Source organism: Streptomyces sp. NPDC051452 (genome assembly GCF_044454765.1).
In the GTDB taxonomy this organism is placed as follows: Bacteria; Actinomycetota; Actinomycetes; order Streptomycetales; family Streptomycetaceae; genus Streptomyces.
Genome location: NZ_JBITEB010000021.1, coordinates 97,551 through 122,183, shown reverse-complemented (window position 1 = coordinate 122,183; position 24,633 = coordinate 97,551). Strand labels below are relative to the sequence as shown.

The following is a 24,633-nucleotide window of genomic DNA, read 5'->3' as shown; positions in this document are numbered from 1 at the left end:
CCGCAGGGGCTTGAGTTCCAGTGGCCTATGGTGTAATTGGCAGCACGACTGATTCTGGTTCAGTTAGTCTTGGTTCGAGTCCAGGTAGGCCAGCTCGCAGAGCTCATCTGCAAAGCCCCCGTTGTGTAGCGGCCTAGCACGCTGCCCTCTCAAGGCAGTAGCGCCGGTTCGAATCCGGTCGGGGGTACTGATCCTGATCTTGTCGGGATCGCTAGGGCCCCCGTTGTGTAGCGGCCTAGCACGCCGCCCTCTCAAGGCGGTAGCGCCGGTTCGAATCCGGTCGGGGGTACTGACTGGTCTAAACCATCATTGGTCTATGGTGTAATTGGCAGCACGACTGATTCTGGTTCAGTTAGTCTTGGTTCGAGTCCAGGTAGACCAGCTCGGACCTGCGGAAACGCAGGCTCCAGGCCCCCGTTGTGTAGCGGCCTAGCACGCCGCCCTCTCAAGGCGGTAGCGCCGGTTCGAATCCGGTCGGGGGTACGCGACAAAAAGGGCCCTCCCTCGGGAGGGCCCTTTCGCATGTCCGGGTCTCGCCAAATCCTCCGTGGTGTACGGGTATCCGAGCGACCGAGCGGCTCGCCGGTGGCGCGCCGGGCGGACCCGGTGGCCTCGCGCGGGTCGGCTCCTGGTGCGAGAGCTACGTCGTGGCCGCCGGAGCCCATGAATCCATCGACCACCATCGACCCAGCTGCCTCCATCTACATGGACATGCCCGGGTACGGGCTGGGCGCCGCCACCGGCGTCGTCCCGGTCGGCCGCCGCGGCCCCGCGACCGCGCGAAGGGCCTGCCGCGGCGTCGGGGCAGGCCCTTCCGTGTCGTACTCCGTGCTCTGTGTTGTCCGCGCGCTCCGCGCTGACCGGCGCCGGCTCAGCCCGAACGGCGCAGGGCCTCCGAGAGGCGGCCCGCGGCGTCGATGACCGCCTGGGCGTGCATACGGCCCGGGTGGCGCGTCAGGCGCTCGATGGGGCCGGAAACAGACACGGCGGCCACCACGCGGTTGGAGGGGCCGCGCACGGGCGCCGAGACCGACGCGACGCCCGGCTCGCGCTCGCCGATCGACTGGGCCCAGCCGCGCCGCCGTACGCCCGACAGGGCCGTCGCCGTGAAGCGGGCGCCCTGGAGGCCGCGGTGCAGACGCTCCGGCTCCTCCCAGGCCATCAGGATCTGCGCCGAGGAGCCCGCCTTCATCGTCAGCGTGGAGCCGACCGGGACGGTGTCCCGCAGACCGGACAGCCGCTCCGCCGCGGCCACACAGATCCGCATCTCCCCCTGGCGCCGGTAGAGCTGCGCGCTCTCGCCGGTGACATCGCGCAGGTGGGTGAGGACGGGTCCCGCCGTCGCCAGCAGGCGGTCCTCGCCCGCGGCCGCGGCGAGCTCGGCGAGGCGCGGTCCGAGGATGAACCGCCCCTGCATGTCGCGTGCCACCATGCGGTGGTGTTCCAGAGCCACGGCCAGGCGGTGGGCCGTGGGTCGTGCCAGTCCGGTGGCCCCGACCAGACCCGCGAGGGTGGCCGGACCGGACTCCAGAGCGCTCAGGACGAGGGCCGCCTTGTCCAGAACGCCGACGCCGCTACTGTTGTCCATGCAACGATACTCACGTCTCACTCTGTGAAACGCAAGTTCAATTTTCCGTGGAACGCGCCACCCTGGTATCAGACAGCGGCCCGCAGACCAACGGGCCCGGCGGCGGACGCCCGGAATCACGACTTCATGGGGCCCTCACAGGGCAGTCGCCGCTTCTTCAAGATCTCTAGTTGTGCCGGTGGACGTGTGCCGGCCGGAGGGAAAGCGATGGGTAGGACACTCGCGGAGAAGGTCTGGGACGACCATGTCGTCCGGCGCGCCGAGGGCGAGCCCGACCTCCTCTTCATCGATCTGCACCTGCTGCACGAGGTGACCAGCCCCCAGGCCTTCGACGGTCTGCGCAAGAACGGCCGGCAGGTGCGTCGCCTCGACCTCACCATCGCGACCGAAGACCACAACACCCCGACCCTCGACATCGACAAGCCCATCGCCGACCCGGTCTCCCGCGCCCAGCTGGAGACGCTGCGCAAGAACTGCGCCGACTTCGGGGTGCGCCTGCACCCGCTGGGCGACGTCGAGCAGGGCGTCGTGCACGTCGTCGGCCCGCAGCTGGGCCTGACCCAGCCCGGCACCACCGTCGTCTGCGGTGACTCCCACACCTCCACGCACGGCGCCTTCGGCGCGCTGGCGTTCGGCATCGGCACCTCGCAGGTCGAGCACGTGCTGGCCACCCAGACGCTGCCCATGGCCCGCCCCAAGACCATGGCGATCACCGTCGAGGGCGAGCTGCCCGAGGGCGTCACCGCCAAGGACCTGATCCTGGCGATCATCGCCCGGATCGGCACCGGCGGCGGCCAGGGCTACATCCTGGAGTACCGCGGCCCGGCCATCGAGAAGCTCTCGATGGAGGCCCGGATGACCATCTGCAACATGTCGATCGAGGCCGGCGCCCGCGCGGGCATGATCGCCCCCGACGAGACGACCTTCGCCTACCTCAAGGGCCGGGCGCACGCCCCCGAGGGCGCCGACTGGGACGAGGCCGTCGCGTACTGGAAGACGCTGCGGACGGACGAGGACGCCGTCTTCGACGCCGAGGTCGTCATCGACGCCGACGCCCTGTCGCCGTTCGTCACCTGGGGTACCAACCCCGGTCAGGGCGCACCCCTTTCGGCGGACGTCCCCGACCCGGCTTCGTACGAAGACGCATCGGAGCGCTTCGCCGCCGAAAAGGCCCTGGAGTACATGGGGTTGGAGGCCGGCCAGCCGCTGCGCTCCATCCGCGTGGACACCGTCTTCGTAGGCTCGTGCACCAACGGGCGCATCGAGGACCTGCGCGCCGCCGCCGAGATCGTGCGGGACCGCAAAGTCGCCGACGGCGTACGGATGCTGGTCGTCCCGGGCTCCGCGCGGGTCGGTCTGCAGGCCGTCTCCGAGGGTCTGGACGTGGTCTTCAAGGAGGCCGGCGCCGAATGGCGGCACGCGGGCTGCTCGATGTGCCTGGGCATGAACCCCGACCAGCTGGCCCCGGGTGAGCGCTCCGCCTCCACCTCCAACCGCAACTTCGAGGGCCGGCAGGGCAAGGGCGGTCGTACGCACCTGGTGTCGCCGCAGGTCGCGGCGGCCACCGCCGTCCTGGGTCACCTGGCCTCGCCCGCCGATCTGTCCGACGCCCCCGCGCCCGCTGGAGTCTGAGAACCATGGAAGCCTTCACCACCCACACCGGCCGGGCCGTCCCGCTGCGCCGCAGCAACGTCGACACCGACCAGATCATCCCTGCTCACTGGCTCAAGAAGGTCACGCGGGACGGTTTCGAGGACGGGCTGTTCGAGGCCTGGCGCACGGACCCGGAGTTCGTGCTCAACCGCCCCGAGCGGCAGGGCGCCACGGTCCTGGTCGCCGGCCCCGACTTCGGCACCGGCTCCTCCCGTGAGCACGCCGTCTGGGCGCTGCAGAACTACGGCTTCAAGACCGTGATCTCCTCCCGCTTCGCGGACATCTTCCGGGGCAACTCGCTGAAGAACGGCCTGCTCACGGTGGTTCTGGAGCAGAAGACCGTGGACGCGCTGTGGGAGCTGACCGAGCAGGACCCCACGGCCGAGGTCACGGTGGACCTCCAGGCCCGTGAGGTGCGCGCCGGGGACATCACCGCCGCCTTCGAGCTGGACGAGAACTCCCGCTGGCGGCTGCTGAACGGCCTGGACGACATCTCCCTCACGCTGCGCGACGAGGGCGACATCGCCGCCTACGAGGCCAAGCGGCCCGGACACAAGCCGCGGACCCTCCCGGTCTGATCCGCCCCGCCCCGCGGGGCGGGTTTCGGCCACCTCAACGTCCCCTCTGTACCCCCGATCGCCACGATTGGGGGTACAGCCATGTCTGCACCCGAACGGCCCTGAGGCGTCGGCCCTGGCCAGTCAACTCCCCGTGTTATCAGCGTCGTTGATCGGGTAGGTGAGTGCTGTGTTCGCGGTCTCCGCAAGTGCCTGGAAGGCCATTTGAGGCGGCAGTTGCACCCTGCGCAGGCGACAACTCGCCCCAGATGGCACAATCTGTGCATGGGACACGACGGCCAACTCCAGCTGTATACGGCGGTCGCGAACCAGCTCAAGGAAGCGCACGCAAGAGTGCGCGCACTGCAAGTCCCGGAGGGCGTACGGATGGCGCTGACCCGGAAGCTGCTGGTCATTACGGCCGCGGCCAAGCACGATCTCGCCGGTGCGGCAAGGCGGCTCGAGCGGTTCACCACGGACCTCGACGAGGGTCGGATCCCCGACGAGGACCGCTGAACAGCCCGGGACAACCGAGTCCGTTGCGGCACAAGGGTGATAAGCCCGTTTCGTGTTTGATTTGCGGTATATATCTGCCTAACGTGCGAAAAAGCTTGAACACTTTCGTTCTGGCGATGTCTCCGAAGGGGAAGACGTGAACAAGGCGCAGCTCGTAGAAGCGATTGCCGACAAGATGGGCGGTCGCCAGCAGGCCGCCGATGCCGTCGACGCGGTCCTGGACGCCATCGTCCGCGCGGTGGTCGGCGGTGACCGGGTCTCGGTCACCGGCTTCGGGTCCTTCGAGAAGGTGGACCGCCCCGCCCGCTACGCCCGCAATCCCCAGACGGGCGAGCGGGTTCGGGTCAAGAAGACCTCCGTGCCGCGCTTCCGCGCCGGTCAGGGCTTCAAGGACCTGGTGAGCGGCTCGAAGAAGCTGCCGCGCGGCGGCGAGGTCTCCGTCAAGAAGGCGCCCAAGGGCAGCCTGACCGGCGCCGCTTCCGCCACCGTGAAGAAGGCCGCCGCCAAGAAGGCGACCAAGGCGACCGCGAAGAAGACCACGGCCAAGAAGGCCACGCCGGCGAAGAAGACCACCGCCGCGGCGAAGAAGACCACCGCCAAGAAGGCCACCCCGGCCGCCAAGACCACCGCGGCGAAGAAGACCACCGCGAAGAAGGCGACGGCCCAGAAGGCCCCGGCGAAGAAGGTCACCGCCAAGAAGGCCCCCGCGAAGAAGTCGACCGCCCGCAAGACCACCGCGAAGAAGGCCACCGCCCGCAAGGCGTCCTGAGGTACAGCAGGGCACTCACGCGCCGGGCCGGACTCCCCTCGGGAGCCCGGCCCGCGGCGCGTTCAGGCCCGTCACAGGGTCTGCAGGGTCACCAGCGTGATCCGCGGGGCGCTCCCGGCGCCCTCCGTCGTCTCGATCCGCACCCGCTGTCCGGGCCGCAGCAGCCGCAGGCCGCCCGCGTCGAACGCCGCGGTGTCGAACGGCAGGGGAGTGCCGTCGTCGAGGAGCACCTGGCCGCTGCGCGTGTCCGGGTCGTAGGTGTACGCGGTCGCCTGCATGGGGCCAGCGTAATGTCTTTCGGCGCGGGGGGCGCGATTCCCGCCGCTCAGGATCCCGGGATCAGCAACCCCGCCGAGACGGCCGCCGTATGCGGTCCCACCCCCAGCGCCAGTGCCGCCCGCAGGTCGTCCCCGGTGTCCACGTCCTGCCGCACCGAATCGACGCCCGCCAGCACGAGTTCCGCCGCCCCCGAGGCGCGGTGCCGGGCCCGGGAATCGATGCCGAAGGCCGGTCGCAATTCCCGTTCGGGCGCCGCCGCGAGCAGCGTGGTGCCGAACGCCGCCGCATCCGGCAGGAAAGCGCGCGGGAATTCCGCCGCGGCGTGCAGTACCCGCGCCAGTTCCCTTGCCCGCAAGGCCGGCAGATCGGCGTTCAGGGTCGCCACCGGCGCACCGGGACGCTTTCGCCGTACGACGGCCGCGCCGTGCGCCAGCGCCGCGTTCAGCCCGTCCGCCGGGGTGTCCGGGACGATTCGCGCGCCAAGTGCCCCCAGCGCGCGGGAGGCCCGCTCGTCGTCCGTGACGACCGCCACATCCGCCACCGCCGCGCAGGCCAGCGCCGCGGCCACCGTGTCCTGCGCGAACGCCAGGGCCAGCCCCGGGCGGACCCCGTCCGCCGCGGTGTCCGCGAGCCTGCTCTTCGCCCGCGTCAAGGGCTTCAGGGGGATGACCAAGGTCCACTGCACCGGCGTACCGCCCCTCTCTCGTCCCGCACATTGTCACCCGGCGCCCGCGGCGGCCCGGGTATCCGGGAGGTGTGCGCAGCGCCGAGCGGGGGCGATGGCCGGGGAACGGCGGGCGTACGGTGTTCTCGACAGACCGGCGCCCCGGGGCCACACTTGTGCGGCCCCCCGCCGAAGGTGGCAGCCCTAGAGGAAGGTGTCCTTGTGCCCCGCCGCAGAATCGGCTTCTGGTACCGCTTCGCCGCGGTGCTCTGCAAACCGCCGCTGGTGGTTCTGATCAAGCGGGACTGGCGTGGAATGGAGCACATTCCGGCCGAGGGCGGCTTTATCACGGTGGTGAACCACAATTCACACGTGGACCCCTTCGCATACGCGCACTATCAGTACAACACGGGCCGGGTTCCGAGATTCCTGGCGAAGAGCGGCCTTTTCAAGAAGGGCTTCGTCGGAGCCGCCATGCGCGGTACCGGACAGATCCCCGTCTACCGCGAGAGCACGGACGCGCTCAGCGCCTTCCGGGCCGCGATCGACGCCGTGAACCGGGGCGAGTGCGTCGCCTTCTACCCCGAGGGCACCCTCACCCGCGACCCGGACGGCTGGCCCATGACCGGCAAGACCGGCGCCGCGCGCGTGGCCCTGGAGACCCGTTGCCCGGTCGTGCCGGTCGCCCAGTGGGGCGCCAACGAACTGCTGCCGCCGTACGCCAGGAAGCCCAGCATCCTCCCGCGCAAGACCCACCACGTGCTGGCGGGCCCGCCGGTGGACCTCTCGCGCTTCTACGGCAAGGAGATGACCCCGGACCTGCTGAAGGAGGCGACCGAGGTCATCATGGCGGCCATCACCCGCCAGCTGGAGCAGATTCGGGGCGAGAAGGCGCCCGAGAGGCCCTACGATCCGCGCCGCGAGCGCATCGAGCAGCGGCGCCGCACCCAGGCGCAGGCGCGGACCGGCAAGGAACAGGAGACCGGCACGTGAGCAAGCCTGTCCGGGCGGCCGTCATGGGCACCGGCTCATGGGGCACCGCCTTCGGCATGGTCCTCGCCGACGCGGGCTGCGAGGTGACCCTGTGGGCCCGCCGGCCCGAGCTGGCCGAGGCGGTCAACTCCACGCGGACCAACCCCGACTACCTGCCCGGCGTCGAACTCCCGAGGAACCTGCGGGCCACCTCGGACGCCGCCGAGGCCCTGCGGGACGCGGACTTCACCGTCCTGACGATCCCCTCCCAGACCCTGCGCGCCAACCTCGCCGACTGGACTCCGCTGCTCGCCCCCGGCACCGTCCTCGTCTCCCTGATGAAGGGCGTCGAACTCGGCTCCACCATGCGGATGAGCGAGGTCATCGAGGACGTGGCCAAGGTCGGCGCCGACCGCGTCGCGGTCGTCACCGGGCCCAACCTCGCCCGCGAGGTCGCCGCCCGGATGCCCGCCGCGGCCGTCGTCGCCTGCGCCGACGAGAGGGTCGCCCAGCGGCTCCAGGCCGCCTGCCACACCCCGTACTTCCGCCCGTACACGGAGACCGACGTGGTCGGTTGCGAGCTGGGCGGTGCCGTCAAGAACGTCATCGGGCTGGCCGTGGGCATCGCGGACGGCATGGGGCTCGGGGACAACGCCAAGGGTTCCCTCATCACCCGGGGGCTCGCCGAGACCGCGCGGCTCGGCCTGGCGCTCGGCGCCGACCCGCTGACCTTCTCCGGACTGGCGGGCCTGGGCGACCTGGTGGCCACCTGCTCCTCGCCGCTGTCGCGCAACCACACCTTCGGCACCAACCTCGGCAAGGGCATGACCCTCCAGGAGACCATCGCGGTCACCCGGCAGACCGCCGAGGGCGTCAAGTCCTGCGAGTCGGTGGCGGATCTGGCCCGCCGGCACGGCGTGGAGATGCCGATCACCGAGACGGTCGTCGACATCGTGCACGAGGGCAAGCCGCCCGTGGTCGCGCTCAAGGAGCTGATGTCGCGCAGCGCGAAGCCCGAACGACGCTGAGCGACCCCCCGGCGTCAACGCTGTCTCGGGGCCCTACCACCGGGTACTCTCATCGCGATATGAGCACCGAGAACCTCCCCCAGAGCCCTGAGCAGCCGCGGCGCAAGCCGCGCGTGGCCGTCGTGTTCGGCGGACGCAGTTCCGAACACGGGATCTCCGCGGTCACCGCCGGCGCCGTCCTGGGCGCCATCGACCGGACCAGGTACGACGTCCTGCCGATCGGCATCACCCGGGAAGGCCGCTGGGTGCTTACGGCCGACGAGCCGGAGCGCATGGCCATCACCGACCGCCGCACCCCCGAGGTCGCGGAGCTGGCCGAGTCGGTCGAGGGCGGTGTGGTGCTCCCCGTCGACCCCGGCAACCGCGAGGTCGTCTACAGCGAGCCCGGCTCCGTGCCCAAGGCGCTGGGCGAGGTCGACGTGGTCTTCCCGGTGCTGCACGGCCCCTACGGCGAGGACGGCACCCTGCAGGGCCTCCTGGAGCTGTCCGGCGTGCCCTACGTGGGCGCCGGTGTGCTCGCCTCGGCCGTCGGCCAGGACAAGGAGTACATGAAGCGGGTGTTCACCTCCTTCGGGCTCAAGGTCGGCCCCTACGTGGTGATCCGCCCCCGTGAGTGGGACCGGGACGAGGCCGCCGCTCGCAGGAAGATCGTCGACTTCGCCGGCGACCACGGCTGGCCGCTGTTCGTGAAGCCCGCGCGCGCGGGCTCCTCCATCGGCATCACCAAGGTCGACGACCTCTCCGGCCTGGACGAGGCGATCGCCGAGGCCCGGTCGCACGACCCGAAGATCCTCGTCGAGGCGGCGATCCGGGGCCGCGAGATCGAGTGCGGCGTCCTGGAGTTCGAGGACGGCCCGCGCGCCTCCGTCCCGGCCGAGATCCCGCCGCCGGACGCGCACGCGTACTACGACTTCGAGGCCAAGTACATCGACTCCACGCCCGGCATCGTCCCGGCGCCGCTCACCGAGGAGCAGACCGCCGAGGTGCGGCGGCTCGCGGTCGAGGCGTTCGAGGCGGCCTCCTGCGAGGGGCTGGTGCGCGCCGACTTCTTCCTCGACGAGGACGGCGAGTTCGTGATCAACGAGATCAACACCATGCCCGGCTTCACGCCGATCTCGATGTACCCGCAGATGTGGCAGGCCACCGGTGTTGGCTACCCGGAGCTGATCGACCGGCTGGTGCAGGCGGCGCTGCGCCGCCCGACCGGGTTGCGCTGACCGGACCCGGCGTTCACCGCATGGAGGCGATCCCCTTGGGGATCGCCTTCCTGACCGAGGCCGCGAGATCCGTGAGCACGGTGCTGCCCTCCTCCTGCGCGGACATCCCCTTCGCCAGGCTCACCTGCACATACGCCGTGCGGTTGGCGGTGGTGAACCGCCAGCTGCCGTCGCCCTGCTTCTCCATCAGCCAGTCGACGCCGTCGACCCCGCCCGCGATGGCGTCCGGGTCCGCTCCCTCGGCCACCTTGGGATCGATCATCTTCGGCGGCCGTGTGACACCGCAGCGCAGTATGATCGCCGCGTTTCCCCAGCCCGCCGTGTAGGCGGACCGGGGTTCGGGGTCGTTGCGGCCGTGTCCGTCGAGCTTGGACGGCAGCACCCGGTGCAGCTCCCGGCACACCTTCGCCGTCTTCGCGTCGGGGCTGGGAACCGCCACCGCGGCGTTGTCGTCTGCCGTGGAGCAGCCCGCGACCGCGATCAGCAGCGCGGGCGCGAGCAGGCCGAGGGACCGGTGACGGAAGAAGTTCACCGGCCAAGCGTAGACGGGGGCTACAGATGCACGACCGGACAGGTCAGGGTGCGGGTGATGCCGTCCACCTGCTGGACCTTGGCGACGACCATGCGACCGAGGTCGTCGACCGTGTCCGCCTGGGCGCGCACGATGACGTCGTACGGACCCGTCACGTCCTCGGCCTGCATCACTCCGGGAAGCTTGCCGATCGTCTCCGCGACGGTCGACGCCTTGCCGACCTCTGTCTGGATCAGGATGTACGCCTGTACCACGGAACCTCCAGGGCGGCCACGAGGATCATGTGGGGAAAGGGAACGCCACGGTATCGCGTCGCCGCTGTCCACGGGGAGACCTGCGGGGACCGGGCTTGCGCGCCAGGGTGCCGGCACGACGGAGGTTGACGGTCGTCTCGACCGCGGCGACGGTCACATCGACCGTATCGGGGACACTGATGAAGCGCGACCGGGCACGGCGACGGGGAGACGCGCGACGGGCACGGCAACGCAGAGAAGGGCAGCAAGGGAAATGAAGGGCACTGTTGGTGAGCTCGGGGAGTTCGGGCTCATCAGGGAGCTCACCTCCCGCCTCACCACCACTTCGGCGGTCCGGGTCGGTCCCGGCGACGACGCCGCGGTGGTCGCCGCGCCCGACCGCCGGGTGGTGGCGAGTACCGACATCCTGCTGGAGGGGCGGCACTTCCGCCGCGACTGGTCCACGGCCTACGACGTCGGCCGCAAGGCGGCCGCGCAGAACCTCGCGGACATCGCCGCCATGGGCGCCGTACCGACCGCGCTGCTGCTCGGCCTGGTCGTCCCGGCCGAACTCCCGGTGACCTGGCCCAGCGAGCTGATGGACGGCCTGCGCGACGAATGCCAGGTCGCGGGCGCCTCCGTGGTCGGCGGCGACGTCGTACGCGGCGACACGATCATGGTGTCGATCACCGCGCTCGGCGATCTGCGCAACCAGGAGCCGGTGACCCGGGCCGGGGCCCAGCCCGGCGACGTGGTGGCCGTCACGGGCTGGCTGGGCTGGTCCGCGGCCGGCTTCGCGGTGCTCTCCCGCGGTTTCCGCTCGCCGCGCGCCTTCGTCGAGGCCCACCGGCGCCCCGAGCCGCCCTACCACGCGGGTCCGGCCGCCGCCGGGCTCGGCGCCACCGCCATGTGCGACGTGAGCGATGGCCTGATCGCCGACCTCGGGCACATCGCCGAGGCCAGCAAGGTCCGCATCGACATCCGTTCCGGCGCGATCGACGTCCCGACGCAGATGAACGACATCGGGCAGGCCGTCGGCGTGGACCCGTTGCAGTGGGTGCTGACCGGGGGAGAGGACCACGCGATCGTGGCGACCTTCCCGCCGGACACCAAGCTGCCGGCCCGCTGGAAGGTCATCGGCGAGGTCCTCAACCCCTCGGCGCTGCCCCAGGTGACGGTGGACGGAGCGCCCTGGACCAGCAAGGGCGGCTGGGACCACTTCGGGGACATCGAGTCATGAGCGTGCGCGGGGTGCCGCCGCGTGTACTCACCGTCGCGGGCTCGGACTCCGGCGGCGGCGCGGGCGTCCAGGCCGACCTGAAGACGATGCTGGCGCTCGGCGTGCACGGGATGAGCGTGATCACCGCGGTGACCGCGCAGAACTCCCTGGGCGTCCAGGGCGCCTGGGAGCTGCCCGTGGAGGCGGTGCGCGCCCAGTACCGCAGCGTCGTGGACGACATCGGCGTACAGGCGGTGAAGACCGGCATGCTGGCCTCGGCGGAACTGGTCGAGGCGGTCGCCGAGTTGATCTCCGGCACGGACGCGCCGGCCGTGGTCGACCCGGTGGGCGTCTCCAAGCACGGCGACTCGCTGCTCGCGGCCTCCGCGCTGGACTCGGTCCGCACCAGGCTGCTGCCGGTGGCGACCGTGGCGACGCCCAACCTGGACGAGGTGATCCAACTCACCGGGGTGCGGGTGGAGTCCGCGGACGATCTGCCCCGCGCCGCCGCGGCCGTGCTGGAGTACGGGCCGCGCTGGGTGCTGATCAAGGGCGGCCATCTGTCCGGGGACGCCGTGGACCTGCTCACGGACGGCCGCGCACGGCACTGGCTGCGGGCGCCGCGCCACGACAACCGGCACACGCACGGCACCGGCTGCACACTGGCCTCCGCGATCGCCTCGGGGCTGGCGACGGGCCTGTCCGTGCCGGAGGCGGTCACCCGGGCCAAGGAGTACGTCACCGGGGCGATCGCGGCCGGGTTCGCGCTCGGCGAGGGCATCGGCCCGGTGGATCACGGCTGGCGGTTCCGGTCCCCCGAGTGAGCACGCGGGTACGGCAAAAAGCCGGCCCACCCGAGGGTGGACCGGCTCAGTGCAGCGAACCAGGCAGTGGCCGCGCGCTCAGCTGTAGCGTCAGCGCGAGACCTTGCCGGCCTTGATGCACGAGGTGCAAGCGTTCACGCGCTTCGGCGTCCCGCCGACCACGGTACGCACGCGCTGGATGTTCGGGTTCCAGCGACGGGGCGTACGGCGGTGCGAGTGCGAGATGTTGTTGCCGAAGCCCGGCCCCTTGCCACAGACGTCGCAGTTGGCAGCCACGGGTCACTCCAAAGACTTCAGATGCACTTACGGTTGAACCCGGCATGCCGGGATCAAGGTCCTAGGACCTGAGATCTTGAGTGGCGTTGCCAGGGGGAATGGCCCGATCAGATCGGGCAACCGGAGCAGCATACAACGACTGCGTCCGTACAACGAAACTACCATGGCAGCTCAGGCCCCACTCCCCGCCCTCTTCCGGTCCGCACCGGCTCGGGGTCTACGCTGCCTCCCACGTCCGGCCGGCTCAGGGAGGCGCAGGTGGCGCAGGTGCCGCAGACATTCCTCGATGCTCTCGCGGTGCGCACCTGGTGCTCTCTGGCGCTGCGCGCACTGGGGCGGGCCCGCGAGGAGATCGACGCGATCAACGTCTACCCGGTGGCCGACGGCGACACCGGGACCAACCTCTATCTGACCCTGGAGTCGGCGGCGACGGCCGTGGAGGCGGTGTTCGCCGGGTACGAGACGGGCTCCGGGGAGCCGTCCCTCGCGGACACGGCGCGCGCCCTGGCCCACGGGGCGCTGATCGGGGCCCGGGGCAACTCCGGGACGATCCTGGCCCAGCTGCTGCGCGGCATGGCCGAGGTGCTCGCCGGCGACCCCGGCCCCGGGCGGCCCCACCTCGACGGCACCGGACTGCGGCTCGCCCTGCGGCGGGCCGCCGACTCCGCCCGGCAGGCCGTGGCCCACCCCGTCGAGGGCACCGTCCTGACGGTCGCGTCCGCCGCGGCGGACGCCGCCGAGGAGGCCGAGGGCGACTGCGGGACCGTCGCGCGGGCCGCCTACGAGGCCGCGCGTACGGCTCTGGCGGCGACCCCCGGCCAGCTGGCCGTGCTCGGCCGGGCCGGGGTGGTCGACGCGGGCGGACGGGGCCTGGTGGCGGTGCTGGGGGCGCTGGTGGAGGCGTGCACGGGAGAGGACTGCGCGCAAGAGGTCCCGGCCGCCGCGGACCCCGCCTTCGCCGCGTCGTCCGCCGCGCACGCGCACGAGGCCGCCGCCGCTGCCGCGGAGTGCGCCGACGGCGCGGGGTCGGGCGGCCCCGCCTTCGAGGTGATCTACCTCCTGGAGGCCGACGACACGGCCGTGGCCCGGCTGCGCACCCGGCTCGACGCCCTCGGCGACTCCCTCGTGGTGGTCGGCGGCGACGGGCTGTGGAACGTCCACGTGCACGTCGACGACGCGGGCGCCGCCGTCGAGGCGGGCGTGGAGGCCGGGCGGCCCTACCGGATCCGGATCACGCACTTCGGACTCGGCGACGTCCACACCGGCGGCGAACGGCCACCGCGCGAGCGCGCCCAGCGGGCCGTCGTCGCCGTCGTCCCGGGCGAGGGCCTGGCGGCCCTGTACGCCGAGGCCGGCGCGACCACCGTCCTCGCGCGCCCCGGGGAGCCGCCCGCCAGCGGGGAGCTGGTGCAGGCCGTCCGGCGCGCCCACGCGCGCGAGGTCGTGCTGCTGCCCAACGACGCCGAGCTGCGCCACACGGCCGCCGCCGCTGCCGAGCAGGCCCGCACCGAGGGCATCCGGGTCGCCCTGATCCCCACCCGCTCGGCGGTCCAGGGCATCGCCGCGCTGGCGGTGCACGCCCCGGAGCGCCGGTTCGACGAGGACGTCGTCCAGATGACCTCGGCGGCGGGCGCCACCCGGTACGCCGAGGTCGTCGTCGCCGAACGCCAGTCCTGGACGACGGCCGGCATCTGCCAGGCCGGTGACGTCCTGGGCCTGATCGACGGCGACGTGGCGGTCATCGGCCCGGACGTCACCGCCACCGCCGAGACCGTCCTGGACCGCATGCTCCGGGCCGGTGGCGAACTGGTCACCCTGGTCGTCGGCGACGAGGCCCGGGCCGTCGCCGACCACCTGGAAGCACGCGTCCGCGAGTCCTACCTCGCCGTCGACACGGTGACCTACCCCGGCGGCCACCAGGGCGCCCTGCTCCTCATCGGCGTGGAGTGAGTGGAGTGAGGGCTCAGGCCCCCGGGAGGGTGGCCTGGAGGAGTTGTCCGGCTTCCGCGCGGCGGGCCTGGGCGGTCTCGTCGTCGGTCCCGGTGGCCGGGTAGGCCGCGAGTACACCCTGTGCGCGTGCGGTCGCCTCGGCGGGCCGTCCGAGATCGGCCTCCAGCCATCCCGCGGCGAGTTCGGCACCGGTACGGCCGTGCAGCCCGTCGGCGCCGAGGGTGCCGAACAGCGCGGCCGCCCGGTCCATCTGGACCAGCGCCGCCTCGAACGCGCCCCGGATCACGTCGTCCTCGGCCTCCTCGGCCGCCGAGCGGGCCAGCAGATCGCCGAACTGGCGGTGCGTGTCGGCCAGTTCGGACGTGAGCTGCTCCCGGGCCATCGGGTCGGCCGCGGCCTCCAGCGCGTCCTCGCAGGCGCGCACCGCGTCCGTCATCAGCTCCCGCGCGCCCTCCGCGCCGGACTCCCCGCGCAGCGCCAGCCAGCCCCGGGCACGCAGCGAGCGCACCACGAAGTGCGGGTTGCCCAGCGCCCGCCACAGCTCGCCCGCCCGCGCGTAGGCCCGGTCCGCCTCGTCCGTCAGCCCGGCGCTGCTCAGGGACTCGGCGGCGAGGTGGGCGAGTGTGGCGTGGTCCTGCTGCTCGGGCCAGCCCCGGGCGATGTCGGCGGCCCGCAGCCGGTGCTCGGCGGCCGCCCGGTGCTCGCCCAGCTCGCCCAGGCAGTCCCCGAGCCACCAGTGGGCCTGCACCACCGCCTCCTCGCCGTGCGTCCCGGCGGCCAGGTCCGCCAGCGCCGACTCCAGCACCTCGGCGGCCTCGGCGAACCGCCCCTGACGCAGGAGGAAGCCGCCCAGCTGCTGCCGCGCCCAGGCGCCCAGCGTGCCGCTCTCCCCGGCCTCGTCGGCCCAGTGCGCGGCCTCCAGCGCGTGCTCCGCCGCCTCCGCGGCCTCGCCCCGGGCGCCGATCACCTCGGCCAGCTGAAGGTGCAGCTGCGCCCGCCCGACCGGCTCCACGTACCCGCCGCCGTGTTCCACGGCCGCGCGCAGGGCCCGTTCGGCCCCCGCCAGGTCACCGGCCTGGTGGGCCAGCGCGGCGACCTGCACCTCGTACTCGACCGCGAACCACGGCACGCCCGCCGCCACGTACTCGGCGGCGGCCCGGCGGAACAGCTCCGCGGCCCGCCCGGCGTCGCCGGCGTGCGCGGCCAGCTCGGCGAGCATCGCCCGCGCCTCGGCCGCCCGTGCCGCCAGCCGCACCTCGTCCCCGGCCCGCCCCTCGACCAGCGCCAGCACCTCGCGGACCGCCCGCTCGGCCGCCGCGAGGGCCGCCGGGGCCGCCGGGGCGGAGCCCTCGTGCACCCGCCGCATCAGGATCCGGGCCCGGCTCATCACCACCGCGGCCGTCTGCCGGACCCCGGTGGCCTCGTCGGCGTAGAGCGCGAGCACCTCGTCGTACAGGCCCGCCACCGTGGCGAGGGCCGCGTCCACCTCGCCGTGCAGGGCGTGGACGTACGCCCCGCGCGCGCGTGCCGCCAGGGCCTCGCCGGGGTCGCCCGCCTCGGCGTACAGGGCGGCCGCCCGCTCGAACAGCGCGACACCCTCGGGGCCGCGGGCCATCGCCTCGTGGTCGGCGATCTCCGCGCGGTCGCGGGGCCCGAGGTCGGCCTCCCGCGCCGCCCGGGCGACCGCCGCCCAGGCCTCCAGGGCGTGCGGCCGCAGGGTTTCCGACAGCCGTCTCGCCTCGGCGAGCAGGGCCGCCGGGTCCGGCCCGGCAGGCTCCCGCGGCGCCACGGGAGCGGCCGCCGCCGGTACGGCACGCGCGGTGCGCACGCCCAGCGGCAGCCGCTCCACCAGCGGGCCGCGCGCCATGCGCGCCCGCACCCGGTCGCCGACGTACGAGGTGCCGTTGCGGCGGTCGAACCGCCCGGCCAGTTCCGTCGCCTCCGCGCGCGCGTGGACGGCGAGTTCCCGCGCGGTCCACGTCCGCCCCGCGGGCCCCGGAACCCGCTGCTCGCCGAGCCCCAGCCCGGTCAGCCGGTCCATCAGCAGCGCCACGGCCGCCATGAAGTCGAGCCGGCTGCGCGGATGCCCGGTGTCCGTGAAGTACGCGGGCCGCTCGGCGAGCAGCTCAAGGCCCCGGGCCTCGTTGCCGGTCAGCGCGCAGAACTCCACGTGGTCCGCGTAGGCGCCGCGCATGCTCTCCATGGGGCGCACGAGCCTGAAGCCCCGCAGATGGTGTGCGCGGGCCTCCTCCAGACGGCCGAGGCGCAGCAGCGGGAGCAGCGAGGAGGCCAGGACGGTGTGCGGCTCGTGCGCGCAGCTGTACTCGCCGTCGAGCACCGGCGCCCACAGTTCGAGTGCCTGCGCGTCCCGGCCGCGGCTGACCTGCCAGCTGCCCTGCCCGTGCAGTTCGCAGGCGTGGCAGTCGGCCATCCGGTCCCGGTCGGCGGCCAGCCACGCCGCGTAGGCGCGCTCGGCCCGCTCCAGGTCGCCGATGTGCGCGGCCACACCGAACTCCGCGCCGCGCACGGCCCGTTCGGAGTGCCCGGCGAGCCGGTAGCGGTGCTCCATCTCGCCGAGCCACTTCTCGATCGAGGCGAGCGGAATGTGCGGCTGGTCGAGCATGCCCGCCGACATCCACTTGAAGACCCAGTGCAGCGTGTGCGTCTCGTAGGCGTCGAAGTCCTCGGGCCGTTCGTCCCACAGGCGCAGCAGCCGCGCGAACGGGACGAACATCCTGTCCTTCTCGGAGCTGTAGTTGTAGACCTTCAGCTGGTGTCCGAGCGCCTCGATCACGGCGAGCGGGACGTCCAGCCGCTCCGCCTCGGCGAGCAGGGCCTCCGCGCGCGCGTTGCGTGCCGGCCCCTCCGGCTGTTCGGCGTTCTCCGCCATCGCCCGGCGCAGCGCGTCGAGGTCCGTGATCTCATCCATCAGCGACCGTTCTCCCCATGCGTGGCCCACTCCAGCAGGCCGATGAACGCCCGGTTGAGCAGCGCCGAGTCGGCCGGCCGCAGCGGGCGCTGCGCCATGAGCAGCGCCTGCCCGTACAGCGACTCGGTGGCGGTGCCGATCAGTTCCGGGTCACCCAGCGAACCGATGCGCCGGATCAGCGGGTTGAGGTGGTTGAGCACCAGACGCGCGCGCGGGGCGCTGCCGCGCAGCGAGCCCAGGATGCCCGCCCACAGGTCGTCGGCCCGCTCCTCGGCCTCGGCCCGGGCCTGCTCGTGCCGTGCCGCCCGGTCGTCCAGGTGCAGCGCGGGCACGGACAGCGGGTGGAAGGCGCGCAGTACGACGTCGCAGCCCAGCGGGTCGAGCCTCGCCCGCGCGGCCGCCAGGAAGCCCGACAGCGCCAGCTCCTCGGCCGGGTCCACCGCGTCCAGGTGCGCGGTCACGGTGTCCGCGTCCAGCTCGGCGACCACCGTCCCCGGCCGCACCCGGGGCAGCGCCTCGATCAGCTCGCCGTCGTAGGTGTAGCCGCCGTTGACGACTCCGACGCCCTGGGCGGAGGCGATCGGCGCGACCTGCCGGTACTCCTCGACGGTCCGCGTGAAGTGCACCACCGGGTGCCGGCGCGCGAACTCCTCCAGGGACAGCTGTCCGTCGGTCGTCTCGAACGGCAGCCACGGCAGCATCGTGCGCAGCATGTCGCCGTCGTGCCGGGCGAGGGACTTCACCCCGAGGTGGTGCACGGCGAGGAAGGCCGCGAGCCGCTCCGGGTCGCCGGCGGCGAGCCCGGTCAGCCAGGACCGGATCCGCTCGCCGAGCGCCTCCCGCACCGCCGCGAGGGTCTCGTCCTCGTACAGCGACTCGCGCGAGGCGGTCGGCCGCAGACTGTCGGTGTCGATCACGCAGCGCACGAAGAACGCCCAGTCCGGCAGCAGCTGTTCGGCCCGCTCGGTGAGCAGCATGCCCTTCAGGTGCACGCGGTGCGTCGCCCGCTGGGCCGGGCTGACCGCCGACGGCAGCACGTACGCCACCCCGCGGATCCCGGCCACCGGCACGTCCAGGCCGATCGAGTCCAGCGGGGTGAACCCGAACAGCTCGTGACAGTGCCGGGCCAGCGCCACGCGACGGGCGGCGGGGCCGGGATACGGACGGTCCCAGGGCGCCGGCAGATCGGTGACCGGCTCCTCGTCGACCCGGACGTCGTAGGGCAGCAGCGACCCGAAGTCCCGGGCCAGGGCTCGCACCCGCTCGGGTGACAGCCACTCGGCCGCCCCCGCCCGCGCGGTCAGGTACACCGTCGTACCCGGCTCGGGCCGCTCGCCGTCGGGCAGCGTGCGCACGGTGTAGGACCCGTCGTCCCGGGCCGTCCACTCCACCGGCGGCGCGCCGGGCGTACGGGCGCTGCGGCTGACCACGCGGATCCGCTCGGCGACCACGAAACAGGCGAGCAGCCCGATGCCGAACTGGCCGAGGAAGCCGGAGCGGGCCTCCCGCAGCCCGTCCGCCCGCTTGGAGCTGCGGCCGATGGTCGCCAGCAGCTGGTGCACGTCCGACTCGGTGAGCCCGACGCCGCTGTCCTCCACCCGCAGCCCGCCGTCCGCCGCGTGCAGCCGCACCAGCGCCGGGGCGCCCGGTTCCACGGCCCGCCGGGCGGTGACGGCGTCGACGGCGTTCTGCAGCAGTTCGCGCAGGTAGACCCGGGGGCTGGAGTAGAGGTGATGAGAGAGCAGGTCCACCAGACCGCGCAGGTCGACCTGGAACGTATGAGGCGAATGGGGCGAGGGGGATGACTGGGGAGTCTGGGAGTCCATCGTCACTGCGCCGGCGGGGGAGGAGCGTACGGCGCGGGGTCGGGCGGTCCCGGCTGGAGCGGTGACCGCGAAAGGATGGCAGGAGCGCGCCATCCTAGAGCCGGATCAGCGCGGCTGACCAGGTATTTCCCGGATCCGTCCGGCGGCGCGGGCGCAGAGCGCGCGGCCGCGTCCGGGGAAACCGCAGGCAGCGTCTACGGCATTGTCAGTGCGGTGGTGTGCAATGGATCTCGTGCCCGCACTGGAAGAACCACTGAAACAGCCGCTGAAGTCAGTGCTCGGCCCCGCCACCGCCAAGGTGATGGCCGAGCACCTCGGCCTGCGCACCACCGGCGACCTCCTGCACCACTACCCGCGCAGATACGAGGAGCGCGGCCAGCTCACCCACCTCGCCGACCTCCCCATGGACGAGCACGTCACCGTGGTCGCCCAGGTCGCCGACGCCCGCCTGCACACCTTCGCCTCGGCCAAGGCTCCCCGCGGCAAGGGCCAGCGCCTGGAGGTCACCATCACCGACGGCAGCGGGCGGCTCCAGCTGGTCTTCTTCGGCAACGGCGTGCACAAGCCCCACAAGGAGCTGCTGCCGGGCACGCGCGCGATGTTCGCCGGCAAGGTCTCCGTCTTCAATCGACGCCTCCAACTGGCCCATCCCGCCTACGAGTTGCTGCGCGGCGACAGCGAGGAGGCGGTGGAGACCTGGGCCGGCACCCTCATCCCGATCTATCCCGCCACCGCCAAGCTGGAGTCCTGGAAGATCGGCAAGGCGGTCCAGACGGTGCTGCCCAGCGCCGGGGAGGCCCTGGACCCGCTGCCGGACTCCCTGCGCGAAGGCCGGGGCCTGCTCCCGCTGCCCGAGGCCCTGCTCAAGATCCACCGTCCGCACACCAAGGCGGACGTCGCCGACGCCCGCGCCCGCCTCAAATGGGACGAGGCCTTCGTCCTCCAGGTCGCCCTGGCCCGCCGCCGCCACGCCGACAGCCAGCTCCCGGCCGTACCGCGCGCCCCCCGGCCCGACGGCGTCCTCGCGGCCTTCGACGACCGCCTGCCCTTCACCCTGACCGAGGGCCAGCGCAAGGTCTCGAAGGAGATCTTCGACGACCTCGCCACCGACCACCCCATGCACCGCCTGCTCCAGGGCGAGGTCGGCAGCGGCAAGACGTTGGTGGCCCTGCGCGCCATGCTCGCCGTGGTCGACGCGGGCGGTCAGGCCGCGCTGCTCGCGCCCACCGAGGTCCTCGCCCAGCAACACCACCGCTCGATCACCGAGATGATGGGGGAGCTGGCCGAGGGCGGCATGCTGGGCGGCACCGAGCACGCCACCAAGGTGGTGCTGCTCACCGGCTCCATGGGCGCCGCCGCCCGCCGGCACGCCCTGCTCGACCTGGTCACCGGCGAGGCCGGCCTCGTCATCGGCACCCACGCCCTGATCGAGGACAAGGTCCAGTTCCACGACCTGGGCCTGGTCGTGGTCGACGAACAGCACCGCTTCGGCGTCGAACAGCGCGACGCCCTGCGCGGCAAGGGCAAACAGCCCCCGCACCTCCTCGTCATGACGGCCACCCCCATCCCCCGCACGGTGGCCATGACGGTCTTCGGCGACCTGGAGACCTCCGTCCTGGACCAGCTCCCGGCCGGCCGTTCCCCGATCGCCAGCCATGTCGTCCCCGCCGCCGACAAGCCCCACTTCCTCGCCCGCGCCTGGGAGCGGGTCCGCGAGGAGGTCGAAAACGGCCACCAGGCGTACGTGGTCTGCCCGCGGATCGGCGACGAGGAGGACGACCCGAAGAAGGCCGGCAAGAAGAAGTCCGCCGAGGACGAGGCCGAAAAGCGCCCCCCGCTCGCGGTCCTCGACGTGGCCGACCAGCTGGCCAAGGGCCCCCTCGAGGGCCTGCGGGTCGAGGTCCTGCACGGCAGGATGCACCCGGACGACAAGGACGCCGTGATGCGCCGCTTCGCGGCCGGCGACACGGACGTCCTGGTCGCCACCACCGTGATCGAGGTCGGCGTCAACGTCCCCAACGCCACCGCCATGGTGATCATGGACGCCGACCGCTTCGGCGTCTCCCAGCTCCACCAGCTGCGCGGCCGGGTCGGCCGCGGCTCGGCCCCCGGTCTGTGCCTGCTGGTCTCCGAGATGCCCGAGGCGAGCGCCGCCCGCCAGCGCCTGAACGCGGTCGCCGCCACCCTCGACGGCTTCGAACTGTCCCGTATCGACCTCGAACAGCGCCGCGAGGGGGACGTCCTCGGCCAGGCCCAGTCCGGCGCCCGCTCCAGCCTGCGGGTCCTCGAGGTCATCGAGGACGAGGAGGTCATCGCGGAGGCGAGACGGGAGGCGACGGCGGTCGTGGCGGCCGACCCGGAGCTGGCAGGTCTGCCCGGCCTGCGCACGGCCCTGGACGCCCTGCTGGACGAGGACAGGGAGCAGTACCTGGAGAAGGGCTGAGGCGCGAGCGCCCGAGGGGCGGGGGGCCGTACCTCCGTATGCGGCTACCGCCGTGCGGGCGCGACCAGCCACAATGAACCGTGAAGCCGCCCAGGAAGAAGGACCCCACATGACCCGCGTGATCGCCGGCGTGGCCGGCGGACGCCGCCTCTCGGTGCCGCCCGGCACCGGAACCCGGCCGACCTCGGACCGCGCACGCGAGGCCCTCTTCTCCACCTGGCAGTCCCTCCTCGGCGGCGCGCTGGACGGAGAGCGCGTCCTGGACCTCTACGCCGGCTCCGGCGCCGTGGGCCTGGAGGCCCTGTCCCGGGGCGCGAGCCACACCCTCCTGGTCGAGGCGGACACCCGCGCGGCGAAGACCGTCCGGGACAACGTGCGCGGCCTGGGCCTGCCCGGCGCCGAGGTGCGGACGGGCAAGGCGGAACAGGTCATCCGGACCGCACCCCCCGCCGAGCCGTACGACCTGGTCTTCCTCGACCCCCCGTACGCCGTCGGCGACGACGATCTTCGGGAGATCCTGCTCACACTCCGCACGGGGGGCTGGCTCGCCGGGGAAGCCCTCGTCACCGTGGAGCGCAGCACCAGAGGCGGTGAGTTCCACTGGCCGGACGGCTTCGAGGCGCTCCGGTCCCGTCGCTACGGCGAGGGAACGTTTTGGTACGGTCGCGCCGCCTCTGCGTGCGAAGACGCACGATGACCGGAGTGGAGAGCGAGGGATCACAAGTGCGCCGCGCCGTCTGTCCCGGGTCGTTCGACCCGATCACCAACGGACATCTCGACATCATCGCCCGAGCCTCCCGTCTGTACGACGAGGTCTACGTCGCGGTGATGATCAACAAGTCGAAGAAGGGCCTGTTCGAGATCGACGAGCGGATCGAGCTGATCCGCGAGGTCACCGCCGAGTACGCCAACGTCCGCGTGGAGGCCTTCCACGGCCTGCTCGTCGACTTCTGCAAGCAGCGCGACATCCCGGCCATCGTCAAGGGCCTGCGCGCCGTCAGCGACTTCGACTACGAACTGCAGATGGCCCAGATGAACATCGGCCTCACCGGGGTCGAGACGCTGTTCGTGCCCACCAACCCCACCTACAGCTTCCTCTCCTCCTCCCTGGTGAAGGAGGTCGCGGCCTGGGGCGGCGACATCTCCCACCTGGTGCCCGCGCCGGTCCTGGCGGCCCTGAACAAGCGCCTGCGCAAGGACTGATGGGGCTACAGTCGTCCCGTCCGTCTCCAACCCGGCAGTAGGAAGTGGCGAGCACAGGTGGACGTGCAGAAGAAGCTCGACGAGATCGTCGCCGCGGTCGCCGGCGCCCGGGCCATGCCCATGTCGGCGTCCTGCGTGATCAATCGCGCCGAGCTGCTCGCGATGCTGGAAGAGGTACGTCAGGCCCTGCCCGGCTCCCTGGCGCAGGCGCGCGAGGTGATCGGCGACCGGGAGCAGATGGTCGAGCAGGCCCGGCAGGAGGCCGAGCGGATCATCGAGAGCGCGCACGCCGAACGCGGCTCGCTGATCTCCGACACCGAGGTCGTCCGCCGCTCCCAGGCCGAGAGCGACCGGATCCTCGCCGAGGCCCGCCAGGAGGCCGAGGAGATCCGCGCCGAGGCCGACGACTACGTCGACTCCAAGCTCGCCAACTTCGAGGTCGTCCTCACCAAGACCCTCGGCTCCGTCGGCCGGGGCCGCGAGAAGCTCCTCGGCACCGGGCCCGGCACGGACGAGAACGGCTACGAGGACGAGGACGCCCCCGAGCGCAGCCAGGACCCGCAGACCCTGCGCCACAACGCCGACGCCTACGTCGACGCCAAGCTCGGTGCCTTCGAGGCGGTCCTCGCCAAGACCCTCGACGCCGTCGGCCGAGGCAGGCAGAAGCTGCACGGCCGGATCGCCACCGACGACCTCGGCGCCCTCGCCGACGACACCACGACCTACCAGCACTCCAGCGACGCCGACTACCTCGCCGACCTCGCGGCCCTCGCCGACGCCCCGGCCGAGCGCCCGGCGCCGCCGCAGCGCCCCGCGCAGTCCCCGCCGCAGCAGCAGCCGTCGTACGAGCCGCAGCCCGCCTACGGCTACCAGCAGCAGGACCCGTACGCGGGCTTCCCCCAGCAGCCCGACTACGCCCAGCAGCAGGACCCGTACGGCTACCAGCAGGCCGACCCCTACGCCTATCAGGGCTACGACCAGCAGGCCGCGTACGACACCCAGCAGGGCCAGCAGGCCCAGCAGCCGCACCAGCCCCAGCAGCAGGAGCCCCAGCAGACCCAGCAGGGCTACGCGCTCGACGAGACCAGTCTCTTCGACACCGGCATAATCAGCGCGGAGCAGCTGAGGGCGTACGAACAGGGCCGGGGGCTGTAGCCGCACACCGCGAGCCGCACCGGATTGGGCCCAGAGCGAATGGTCCAGTATCCTGGCTCTTCGGTCGCGTGTATGTCCGCGATCACCGCTGCCCGGAACACCGTCGGGCGGCGCCCCACACGAACTCGAAGATCGAAAGCAGGAATGGCCTCCAACGCGCGCCTCGACCACCGCAACCCCCTCGTGTTCGACACACACGAGCTGGGGCGGCGGCCCGGCGCGCAGCAGCGCCTGACCCGCACGATCGACGCTCCTGGGGACCTCGGTATCGCGGGAGTGATCGGAGTGCCGACAGGCGCCCCGGTCGAGCTCGACCTCCGGCTCGAGTCGGTCATGGAAGGGGTGCTCGTCACAGGCACCGCCCGTGCACAGGCCGAGGGGGAGTGCGTAAGGTGTCTGGAGCCGGTCGAGCAGCAGCTCGAAGCGGACTTCCAGGAGCTGTTCTCGTACCCTGACGCCGACGACCGGGGCCGCGTGACCGCGGAACCGGGCGACGACGCCGAGGACGACGAGGACAGGTTCTACCTCGAGGACGGACTTTTCGACCTCGAACCTCTGCTGCGCGATGCGGTGGTGCTCGCACTGCCGATGCAGCCGGTGTGCCAGGAAGACTGTGCGGGCCTGTGCTCCGAATGCGGAGCGCGGCTCACGGACGACCCGGACCACCACCACGACGCCGTCGACATCCGTTGGGCGGCATTGCAGGGACTCGCCGGTTCACTCGAAGACGGCGAGAAGGACGAGATGAGCGGCGGCGCGCCTCAGTCAGCACGCGCCGACGAGAAGCAGGAGAAGTAGCC

23 protein-coding genes and 5 tRNA genes are annotated in these 24,633 nt (G+C 72.4%); 20 read left to right on the top strand and 8 right to left on the bottom strand.

All coding sequences use genetic code 11. The features are described from left to right. Positions 1 to 21 precede the first annotated feature (21 nt). The 5 genes from ACIBA9_RS34480 to ACIBA9_RS34460 all read left to right on the top strand — a co-directional run bounded on the left by ACIBA9_RS34480 (position 22) and on the right by ACIBA9_RS34460 (position 483). Positions 22 to 93: transfer RNA gene (locus ACIBA9_RS34480), tRNA-Gln, on the top strand. A gap of 21 nt (positions 94 to 114) precedes the next feature. Then, positions 115 to 187, top strand: a tRNA-Glu gene (locus ACIBA9_RS34475). A gap of 29 nt (positions 188 to 216) precedes the next feature. Next, positions 217 to 289 (top strand) — tRNA-Glu (locus ACIBA9_RS34470). Positions 290 to 310: 21 nt separating this feature from the next. Next, positions 311 to 382, top strand: a tRNA-Gln gene (locus ACIBA9_RS34465). Between the two features lie 28 nt (positions 383 to 410). Next, a tRNA-Glu gene (locus tag ACIBA9_RS34460) sits at positions 411 to 483 on the top strand. A 388-nt stretch (positions 484 to 871) separates the two neighbouring features. Here the strand turns inward: ACIBA9_RS34460 and ndgR are convergent. Next, positions 872 to 1,588, bottom strand: coding sequence for an IclR family transcriptional regulator NdgR (ndgR, locus tag ACIBA9_RS34455; RefSeq protein WP_356822533.1), 717 nt, complete (start codon positions 1,586 to 1,588; stop codon positions 872 to 874). 207 nt (positions 1,589 to 1,795) lie between these two features. Here ndgR and leuC point away from each other — a divergent pair, with 207 nt between their 5' ends. The 4 genes from leuC (at position 1,796) to ACIBA9_RS34435 (ending at position 5,083) form a co-directional block, all read left to right on the top strand. Continuing rightward, positions 1,796 to 3,220: a 3-isopropylmalate dehydratase large subunit gene (leuC, locus tag ACIBA9_RS34450; RefSeq protein WP_393899940.1), complete on the top strand. Its 1,425-nt coding sequence runs from the start codon at positions 1,796 to 1,798 to the stop codon at positions 3,218 to 3,220. Between the two features lie 5 nt (positions 3,221 to 3,225). Continuing rightward, the gene (gene leuD / locus ACIBA9_RS34445) at positions 3,226 to 3,819 is read left to right on the top strand and encodes a 3-isopropylmalate dehydratase small subunit (RefSeq protein ID WP_399369254.1); all 594 of its coding nucleotides are present in this window, start codon (positions 3,226 to 3,228) and stop codon (positions 3,817 to 3,819) included. A gap of 264 nt (positions 3,820 to 4,083) precedes the next feature. Next, positions 4,084 to 4,314, top strand: a complete 231-nt coding sequence (locus ACIBA9_RS34440) for a hypothetical protein (protein WP_362160939.1) — start codon at positions 4,084 to 4,086, stop codon at positions 4,312 to 4,314. A gap of 136 nt (positions 4,315 to 4,450) precedes the next feature. Next, entirely contained in the window at positions 4,451 to 5,083 is a 633-nt protein-coding gene (locus ACIBA9_RS34435; protein WP_399369252.1) for an HU family DNA-binding protein, read from the top strand. A 71-nt stretch (positions 5,084 to 5,154) separates the two neighbouring features. Here the strand turns inward: ACIBA9_RS34435 and ACIBA9_RS34430 are convergent, their stop codons facing one another. Then, positions 5,155 to 5,361, bottom strand: a complete 207-nt coding sequence (locus ACIBA9_RS34430; protein WP_362160943.1) for a hypothetical protein — start codon at positions 5,359 to 5,361, stop codon at positions 5,155 to 5,157. Positions 5,362 to 5,408: 47 nt separating this feature from the next. Then, on the bottom strand, positions 5,409 to 6,047 hold the full coding sequence (gene cofC / locus ACIBA9_RS34425; RefSeq protein WP_399369250.1) for a 2-phospho-L-lactate guanylyltransferase: 639 nt from the start codon (positions 6,045 to 6,047) through the stop codon (positions 5,409 to 5,411). A gap of 201 nt (positions 6,048 to 6,248) precedes the next feature. Here cofC and ACIBA9_RS34420 point away from each other — a divergent pair, with 201 nt between their 5' ends. Genes ACIBA9_RS34420 through ACIBA9_RS34410 form a run of 3 tightly spaced genes read left to right on the top strand, consistent with a single transcriptional unit; the run spans position 6,249 to position 9,243 of the window. After that, positions 6,249 to 7,019: a lysophospholipid acyltransferase family protein gene (locus ACIBA9_RS34420; RefSeq protein WP_399369248.1), complete on the top strand. Its 771-nt coding sequence runs from the start codon at positions 6,249 to 6,251 to the stop codon at positions 7,017 to 7,019. Then, a complete protein-coding gene (locus ACIBA9_RS34415; protein ID WP_393899936.1) occupies positions 7,016 to 8,026 on the top strand; it encodes an NAD(P)H-dependent glycerol-3-phosphate dehydrogenase in 1,011 nt (336 codons plus the stop codon). Before ACIBA9_RS34420 ends, ACIBA9_RS34415 begins: the two co-directional genes overlap by 4 nt. A gap of 59 nt (positions 8,027 to 8,085) precedes the next feature. Continuing rightward, positions 8,086 to 9,243, top strand: coding sequence for a D-alanine--D-alanine ligase family protein (locus tag ACIBA9_RS34410; RefSeq protein ID WP_399369246.1), 1,158 nt, complete (start codon positions 8,086 to 8,088; stop codon positions 9,241 to 9,243). Positions 9,244 to 9,256: 13 nt separating this feature from the next. On the opposite strand, the gene ACIBA9_RS34405 is transcribed toward ACIBA9_RS34410, so the two are convergent. Both ACIBA9_RS34405 and ACIBA9_RS34400 read right to left on the bottom strand, forming a co-directional pair. After that, positions 9,257 to 9,775: a DUF3515 domain-containing protein gene (locus ACIBA9_RS34405; RefSeq protein WP_399369244.1), complete on the bottom strand. Its 519-nt coding sequence runs from the start codon at positions 9,773 to 9,775 to the stop codon at positions 9,257 to 9,259. Positions 9,776 to 9,795: 20 nt separating this feature from the next. After that, positions 9,796 to 10,029, bottom strand: a complete 234-nt coding sequence (locus ACIBA9_RS34400) for an Lrp/AsnC family transcriptional regulator (protein ID WP_399369242.1) — start codon at positions 10,027 to 10,029, stop codon at positions 9,796 to 9,798. 253 nt (positions 10,030 to 10,282) lie between these two features. Between ACIBA9_RS34400 and ACIBA9_RS34395 the strand changes: the two genes are divergently transcribed. Both ACIBA9_RS34395 and thiD read left to right on the top strand, forming a co-directional pair. Beyond that, positions 10,283 to 11,248 carry a thiamine-phosphate kinase gene (locus tag ACIBA9_RS34395; protein WP_362160957.1) on the top strand — a complete coding sequence of 322 codons (966 nt, stop codon included), beginning with the start codon at positions 10,283 to 10,285 and terminating at the stop codon, positions 11,246 to 11,248. After that, positions 11,245 to 12,051, top strand: a complete 807-nt coding sequence (gene thiD, locus ACIBA9_RS34390) for a bifunctional hydroxymethylpyrimidine kinase/phosphomethylpyrimidine kinase (RefSeq protein ID WP_399369240.1) — start codon at positions 11,245 to 11,247, stop codon at positions 12,049 to 12,051. The genes ACIBA9_RS34395 and thiD overlap by 4 nt, the downstream gene beginning before the upstream one ends. 90 nt (positions 12,052 to 12,141) lie before the next feature. On the opposite strand, the gene rpmB is transcribed toward thiD, so the two are convergent. Continuing rightward, positions 12,142 to 12,327 (bottom strand): 50S ribosomal protein L28, encoded by a 186-nt coding sequence (gene rpmB, locus ACIBA9_RS34385; protein ID WP_004924906.1) that lies wholly within the window; start codon positions 12,325 to 12,327, stop codon positions 12,142 to 12,144. Between the two features lie 258 nt (positions 12,328 to 12,585). Between rpmB and ACIBA9_RS34380 the strand changes: the two genes are divergently transcribed. Then, on the top strand, positions 12,586 to 14,277 hold the full coding sequence (locus ACIBA9_RS34380; protein WP_399369238.1) for a DAK2 domain-containing protein: 1,692 nt from the start codon (positions 12,586 to 12,588) through the stop codon (positions 14,275 to 14,277). Between the two features lie 13 nt (positions 14,278 to 14,290). Here ACIBA9_RS34380 and ACIBA9_RS34375 read toward each other — a convergent pair whose 3' ends face one another. After that, entirely contained in the window at positions 14,291 to 17,206 is a 2,916-nt protein-coding gene (locus ACIBA9_RS34375) for a tetratricopeptide repeat protein (RefSeq protein WP_399369236.1), read from the bottom strand. Then, positions 17,206 to 19,032, bottom strand: coding sequence for an HSP90 family protein (locus ACIBA9_RS34370; RefSeq protein ID WP_399369234.1), 1,827 nt, complete (start codon positions 19,030 to 19,032; stop codon positions 17,206 to 17,208). Before ACIBA9_RS34370 ends, ACIBA9_RS34375 begins: the two co-directional genes overlap by 1 nt. Positions 19,033 to 19,255: 223 nt before the next feature. Here ACIBA9_RS34370 and recG point away from each other — a divergent pair, with 223 nt between their 5' ends. From recG to ACIBA9_RS34345, 5 genes are all read left to right on the top strand, one after another. Beyond that, positions 19,256 to 21,475 (top strand): ATP-dependent DNA helicase RecG, encoded by a 2,220-nt coding sequence (gene recG, locus ACIBA9_RS34365; protein ID WP_399369232.1) that lies wholly within the window; start codon positions 19,256 to 19,258, stop codon positions 21,473 to 21,475. Between the two features lie 109 nt (positions 21,476 to 21,584). Further along, positions 21,585 to 22,172, top strand: coding sequence for a 16S rRNA (guanine(966)-N(2))-methyltransferase RsmD (gene rsmD, locus ACIBA9_RS34360; RefSeq protein WP_399369230.1), 588 nt, complete (start codon positions 21,585 to 21,587; stop codon positions 22,170 to 22,172). 26 nt (positions 22,173 to 22,198) lie between these two features. Then, positions 22,199 to 22,678 carry a pantetheine-phosphate adenylyltransferase gene (coaD, locus tag ACIBA9_RS34355; protein WP_399369269.1) on the top strand — a complete coding sequence of 160 codons (480 nt, stop codon included), beginning with the start codon at positions 22,199 to 22,201 and terminating at the stop codon, positions 22,676 to 22,678. A gap of 57 nt (positions 22,679 to 22,735) precedes the next feature. Then, positions 22,736 to 23,833 carry an ATP synthase F0 subunit B gene (locus tag ACIBA9_RS34350; RefSeq protein ID WP_399369228.1) on the top strand — a complete coding sequence of 366 codons (1,098 nt, stop codon included), beginning with the start codon at positions 22,736 to 22,738 and terminating at the stop codon, positions 23,831 to 23,833. Between the two features lie 144 nt (positions 23,834 to 23,977). After that, positions 23,978 to 24,631 (top strand): DUF177 domain-containing protein, encoded by a 654-nt coding sequence (locus ACIBA9_RS34345; RefSeq protein ID WP_362161179.1) that lies wholly within the window; start codon positions 23,978 to 23,980, stop codon positions 24,629 to 24,631. Positions 24,632 to 24,633: the final 2 nt, after the last annotated feature.

Bases quoted from the DNA above. Each gene is read 5' to 3' on its own strand.
- leuC (WP_393899940.1), top strand. From the start codon at position 1,796: ATGGGTAGGACACTCGCGGAGAAGGTCTGGGACGACCATGTCGTCCGG.
- thiD (WP_399369240.1), top strand. From the start codon at position 11,245: ATGAGCGTGCGCGGGGTGCCGCCGCGTGTACTCACCGTCGCGGGCTCG.
- ACIBA9_RS34430 (WP_362160943.1), bottom strand. From the start codon at position 5,361: ATGCAGGCGACCGCGTACACCTACGACCCGGACACGCGCAGCGGCCAG.
- ACIBA9_RS34410 (WP_399369246.1), top strand. From the start codon at position 8,086: ATGAGCACCGAGAACCTCCCCCAGAGCCCTGAGCAGCCGCGGCGCAAG.
- ACIBA9_RS34395 (WP_362160957.1), top strand. From the start codon at position 10,283: ATGAAGGGCACTGTTGGTGAGCTCGGGGAGTTCGGGCTCATCAGGGAG.
- ACIBA9_RS34440 (WP_362160939.1), top strand. From the start codon at position 4,084: ATGGGACACGACGGCCAACTCCAGCTGTATACGGCGGTCGCGAACCAG.
- ACIBA9_RS34375 (WP_399369236.1), bottom strand. From the start codon at position 17,206: ATGGATGAGATCACGGACCTCGACGCGCTGCGCCGGGCGATGGCGGAG.
- recG (WP_399369232.1), top strand. From the start codon at position 19,256: ATGGATCTCGTGCCCGCACTGGAAGAACCACTGAAACAGCCGCTGAAG.
- rsmD (WP_399369230.1), top strand. From the start codon at position 21,585: ATGACCCGCGTGATCGCCGGCGTGGCCGGCGGACGCCGCCTCTCGGTG.
- ndgR (WP_356822533.1), bottom strand. From the start codon at position 1,588: ATGGACAACAGTAGCGGCGTCGGCGTTCTGGACAAGGCGGCCCTCGTC.
- leuD (WP_399369254.1), top strand. From the start codon at position 3,226: ATGGAAGCCTTCACCACCCACACCGGCCGGGCCGTCCCGCTGCGCCGC.
- ACIBA9_RS34345 (WP_362161179.1), top strand. From the start codon at position 23,978: ATGGCCTCCAACGCGCGCCTCGACCACCGCAACCCCCTCGTGTTCGAC.
- ACIBA9_RS34370 (WP_399369234.1), bottom strand. From the start codon at position 19,032: ATGGACTCCCAGACTCCCCAGTCATCCCCCTCGCCCCATTCGCCTCAT.